A 5,113-nucleotide genomic window follows, 5' to 3' on the forward strand; every position below is an offset into this window, starting at 1 on the left:
CCGCCGGCCCGCCGCGGCCCCGCAGGTCACGGGTGGTAGAGCTCGCTGATCTTGGTGATGCGGCCCGAACCGTCCACCGTGATGTCGTAGTTGCCGCCGAAGCAGGAGTACGGCTCCGGCACCGGGCGCTGGTGGGCGCAGTCTCCGGCGTGGTTGGCGAACTGCGTCAGCGGCACGCTCCGCGGACCGCTGGCGTCGCCCTGCACGAAGAGCTCCGCGGTGGCGCCGGGGGCGAAGGTGTAGGAGGCGGTGCCGCCGATCGGCTGGTAGTAGCCGTCGTCGTCGATGGTCGGGCCGCAGACGAAGCGGGTCGGCGTGGCCGTGACCTGCGTGGCGGTCGCCGCCGTGACGTTGATGACCTTGTGCCCGGGGTGCTGCGCCGCGGTCGTGCAGTCGGCGGTCGGCGTGCCCTTCCCGGTCGGCTTCGCGCTGCCGCTGTGGGCCGTGGTGGGCTTCGCCGACGGCTTGCCGCTCGGCTGGGCGGACGCGGTCGGCTGCGCGGACGAAGAGGCGGAGGCGCTCGGGGCGGCCGTCGCGGGCGGGGCGTCGGCACCCGGGTTGTTGGGGTCGCACGCGGTGACCGCGAGCGTGGCGGTGGCGAGCAGGGCGGCGGTGGCTAGCAGGCGGCGTGCGGACATGGCTTGGTCCCCCCAAGGTGTCTGACAGATCGGTCGGGCGAGCGGGTGGTGCGCGGCGGTGCGGCGTGCAGCGGGCGTGCCGTACCTGTGTACACGCCGGCCCCGGGGGTGCGGCTGCGCCCGTAGCAGCGCTGTGACACGGCGCGCGGAGCCGTTACGCAAGCGGCCGAGCCGTGACCCGCGGGGTGGGCAGCCGGTTCCCGGCGGGGTGCGTGCTCTGCTCGGAGGCGCGGAACGGATCGGCACCGGTCTCGTTAACCTCCTCGCCCCTCGCATGTTGCCCCGCGTACGTCGAACGTCAGTCCGGGGTTGTCCGCCGCCTGTCACGCTCCCGTCCACAGCCTGTGGACAGGTGCGGAGAGGGGTGGGGAACGGTGGAGACACCGACGGCGGTGGCGGCGGGCGGCATCCTGACGCTCTTCGGCGGCGCGTTGCTGCTCTGGTGCGCCGCCGAGTTGCGCCTTCGCCACCACCTGCGCCGGCACGGCGTTCCGGCGACCGCGTGCGTGGTGGCGGACGGCGACCCGTACGGCGAGCCCTACGGCGACACCTTCGGCGAGCTCGACAGCGCGCCGCTGCTCTCCTACACACCGGCCGCAGTCGTCGAACCGGTGCCGGTCGAGGCCTCGGCCGTGCACACCCCCGCTGCCTGCACCCCGGCCGCGGGCGGGAGGCGGCCCGCACGGTCCCGGGCCGTCCTGGCGCGCCCGCGCGGCGCCACGCCGCTGCGCCGGCCGGCCCGGCTGGTGCCGGGCACCGTCGTCCAGGTGATGTACGACGCGCGGCGCCCGAGCCGGGTGGTGCTGGCCGGCACCGAGGTGATGCCCACGCTGGTGAACGACGTGTTCTGGGCGCTGCTGGGCACCACCGCGCTGGCCGGCGGGCTGACCCTGCTGACCGCCGTCCTGGCCGACTGACCAGGGCCTGAACGGCCCGCCCGACCGCTTCGGCCACCCGCGGACCGGTCGGTCCGGCCCCGTCGGTCCGGCCCCGTAGGTCCGGTCGCCGGCGCCACGCCGACCCGCGCGTCCCCGGCAGCGGCGACCGCACCACAGCACACCGCCTCGCGCCTCCGTCCGGCCGTCCGCGGCCCGGCACGGTGCATCCGCCCGGGCGACCGCTTCCCGTTCCCTCCCGTCCCGCAGTGCACTCCCGCCCCGCCCTTGGAACGGCGCGCGTGTCGGCCGCGGGCCGCCCGGATCCGGCCGCTCCACGGCTCTCGGACCCCCTCCGCGGGGCGCGCGGACACGTGCTCGGGTTACCGTTCGAGTGGCGTAGGTCGGCCTTGCAAGTGAAAAAGCGGGAACCGTCCGTTTGACAAGGGTGGCCAGGGTACGGTCACACTCCGCTGGTGGGGTCGTCGCGCAGCGACAGCCCAGGACGGCGGAAGGGACGGGCGGAGCGCCTCTCCGCCGCCCGCGCCACCAGCACACATGACGACCGGGAGAGAAGAGCGAAGGTGTCCCCGAGCAGCGAGACCGCGCACGGCAAGCGACTCGTCATTGTCGAGTCGCCGGCCAAGGCGAAGACGATCAAGGGCTACCTGGGCCCCGGCTACATCGTCGAGGCCAGCGTCGGGCACATCCGCGACCTGCCCGGCACCGCCGCCGAGGTTCCCGACGAGTACACCGGCGAGGTCCGCCGGCTGGGCGTGGACGTCGACCACGACTTCGCGCCGATCTACGTGGTGAACCCGGACAAGAAGTCCCAGGTCACCAAGTTGAAGTCGCTGCTGAAGGAGTCCGACGAGCTCTTCCTCGCCACCGATGAGGACCGCGAGGGCGAGGCGATCGCCTGGCACCTGCAGGAGGTGCTGAAGCCGAAGGTCCCGGTGCACCGCATGGTGTTCCACGAGATCACCAAGGACGCCATCCAGGAGGCCGTGCGCAACCCGCGCGACCTCAACCAGCGCCTGGTCGACGCCCAGGAGACCCGCCGCATCCTCGACCGCCTCTACGGCTACGAGGTCTCCCCGGTGCTGTGGAAGAAGGTCATGCCGAAGCTGTCGGCGGGCCGCGTGCAGTCCGTGGCGACCCGGCTCGTCGTGGAGCGCGAGCGCGAGCGGATCGCGTTCACCAGCGCCCACTACTGGGACCTGATCGCCACCTTCTCCACCGGCCGCGCCGCCGCGGACGCCGCCAACCCGGAGAACTTCGGCGCCCGCCTGGTCTCGGTCGACGGCAAGCGGATCGCGACCGGCCGCGACTTCGGCCCGGACGGCCGGCTGAAGACCGCCAACACGCTGCACCTCGACGAGCAGGCCGCCCGCGCGCTGGCCGCCGCGCTGGAGCAGACCTCGTTCGCCGTCCGCAGCGTCGAGTCCAAGCCGTACCGCCGCTCGCCGTACGCGCCGTTCCGCACCACCACGCTCCAGCAGGAGGCCAGCCGCAAGCTCGGCTTCGGCGCGAAGCGGACCATGCAGGTGGCCCAGAAGCTGTACGAGAACGGCTTCATCACCTATATGCGTACCGACTCCACCACGCTGTCGGAGACCGCCGTCGCCGCCGCGCGGGCCCAGGTCACCCAGCTGTACGGGGCGGACTACCTGCCGGACGCGCCGCGCGTCTACGCGTCCAAGGTCAAGAACGCCCAGGAGGCGCACGAGGCGATCCGCCCCTCCGGCGACCGTTTCCGCACCCCCGCCGAGACCGGCCTGGCCGGCGACGACTTCCGCCTGTACGAGCTGATCTGGATGCGCACCGTCGCGTCGCAGATGAAGGACGCGGTCGGCCAGTCGGTGACGGTGAAGGTCGGCGGCCGCTCCGCGGACGGCCGGGACGCCGAGTTCTCCGCGTCCGGCAAGATCATCACCTTCCACGGCTTCCTCAAGGCCTACGTCGAGGGCGCGGACGACCCCAACGCCGAGCTCGACGACCGCGAGCGCCGGCTGCCGCAGGTCTCCGAGGGCGACCCGCTGGCCGCCGACCGGCTCTCCGCCGAGGGCCACTCCACCAAGCCCCCGGCGCGCTACACCGAGGCCTCGCTGGTCAAGGAGCTGGAGGAGCGGGAGATCGGCCGCCCGTCCACCTACGCCTCGATCATCGACACGATCATCGCGCGCAAGTACGTCTTCAAGAAGGGCACGGCGCTCGTCCCGTCCTTCCTCTCCTTCGCCGTAGTGAACCTGCTGGAGAAGCACTTCGGCCGGCTGGTCGACTACGACTTCACCGCCAAGATGGAGGACGACCTCGACCGGATCGCGGCCGGCCAGGCCGAGTCCGTGCCGTGGCTCAAGCGCTTCTACTTCGGTGAGGGCGAGGGCGCGGCCATCGCCGGCAGTGCCGCCGAGGCCGGCAACGGCGACGGCGACCACCTCGGCGGCCTCAAGGAGCTCGTCACCGACCTCGGCGCCATCGATGCCCGGGAGATCAGCTCCTTCCCGCTGAGCGACGAGATCACCCTGCGCGTCGGCCGCTACGGCCCGTACGTGGAGAAGGCCGCGGCCGTCGAGGGCGAGCCCGGGCAGCGCGCCGACATCCCCGACGACCTGCCGCCGGACGAGCTCACCGTCGAGCTCGCCGAGGAACTGCTCGCCAAGCCCAGCGGCGAGCGGGTGCTCGGCACCGACCCGGAGAGCGGCCACCCGCTGGTCGCCAAGGACGGCCGCTACGGTCCGTACGTCACCGAGGTGCTGCCCGAGGGCACGCCGAAGACCGGCAAGAACGCGGTCAAGCCGCGGACGGCCTCCCTCTTCAAGACGATGGCGCTCGACACCGTCACCCTGGAGGACGCGCTGCGCCTGCTCTCGCTGCCCAGGGTGGTCGGCACCGACCCCGAGGGCAACGAGATCACCGCACAGAACGGCCGCTACGGCCCGTACCTGAAGCGGGGCACCGACTCGCGCTCGCTCACCAGCGAGGACCAGCTGCTCGCCATCACCCTCGACGAGGCGCTGGCGATCTACGCCCAGCCCAAGCAGCGCGGCCGCGCGGCTGCCGCCGCCCCGCTCAAGGAGCTCGGCACCGACCCGGTCAGCGAGCGGCCCGTGGTGGTCAAGGACGGCCGCTTCGGCCCGTACGTGACCGACGGCGAGACCAATGCGACGCTCCGCAAGGACGACGACGTCGAGACCATCACCCCGGAGCGCGGCTACGAGCTGCTCGCCGAGAAGCGCGCCCGCGGCCCGGTGAAGAAGGCGGCCAAGAAGGCGCCCGCGAAGAAGGCCGCGGCCAAGAAGACGGTGGCGAAGAAGACCGCCACCAAGAAGACGGCCGCCGCCAAGACCACCGCGGCCAAGACGACCGCGACCAAGACCGCGGCGGCGAAGAAGACGGTCACCCGGAAGACCGCGGCGAAGAAGACCGCGGCCTCCCCCGACCAGGACTGACTCCGGGCCGGTCGGCAGGACCGGCGCCGGAACGGACACGCCCGCCGGGGGCGGGCCCCCCCCGGGGCGGGCGGCGCGCCCGGCCCCCCCCGCGGCGCGAGGCGCGCCCCCCGCGCCGGGCCCCCCGCTCGCCGCCCGCCCCCCCGCG

Annotated in this window: 3 protein-coding genes; 2 read left to right on the top strand and 1 reads right to left on the bottom strand. The window is 73.4% G+C overall.

What is annotated here, in order from left to right; translation table 11 throughout:
* Window positions 1–26: 26 nt before the first annotated feature.
* Entirely contained in the window at window positions 27–638 is a 612-nt protein-coding gene (locus ACFV0G_RS34915) for a hypothetical protein (protein WP_380556654.1), read from the bottom strand.
* Window positions 639–1,012: 374 nt separating this feature from the next.
* On the opposite strand from ACFV0G_RS34915, the gene ACFV0G_RS34920 reads away from it, so the two are divergent.
* The gene (locus ACFV0G_RS34920) at window positions 1,013–1,555 is read left to right on the top strand and encodes a hypothetical protein (protein WP_380556656.1); all 543 of its coding nucleotides are present in this window, start codon (window positions 1,013–1,015) and stop codon (window positions 1,553–1,555) included.
* 542 nt (window positions 1,556–2,097) lie between these two features.
* Window positions 2,098–4,965, top strand: a complete 2,868-nt coding sequence (gene topA / locus ACFV0G_RS34925; RefSeq protein WP_380556658.1) for a type I DNA topoisomerase — start codon at window positions 2,098–2,100, stop codon at window positions 4,963–4,965.
* Window positions 4,966–5,113 lie beyond the last annotated feature (148 nt).

Source organism: Kitasatospora sp. NPDC059571 (genome assembly GCF_042735675.1).
Taxonomy (GTDB): Bacteria; Actinomycetota; Actinomycetes; order Streptomycetales; family Streptomycetaceae; genus Kitasatospora.

Bases quoted from the DNA above. Each gene is read 5' to 3' on its own strand.
- ACFV0G_RS34915 (WP_380556654.1), bottom strand. From the start codon at position 638: ATGTCCGCACGCCGCCTGCTAGCCACCGCCGCCCTGCTCGCCACCGCC.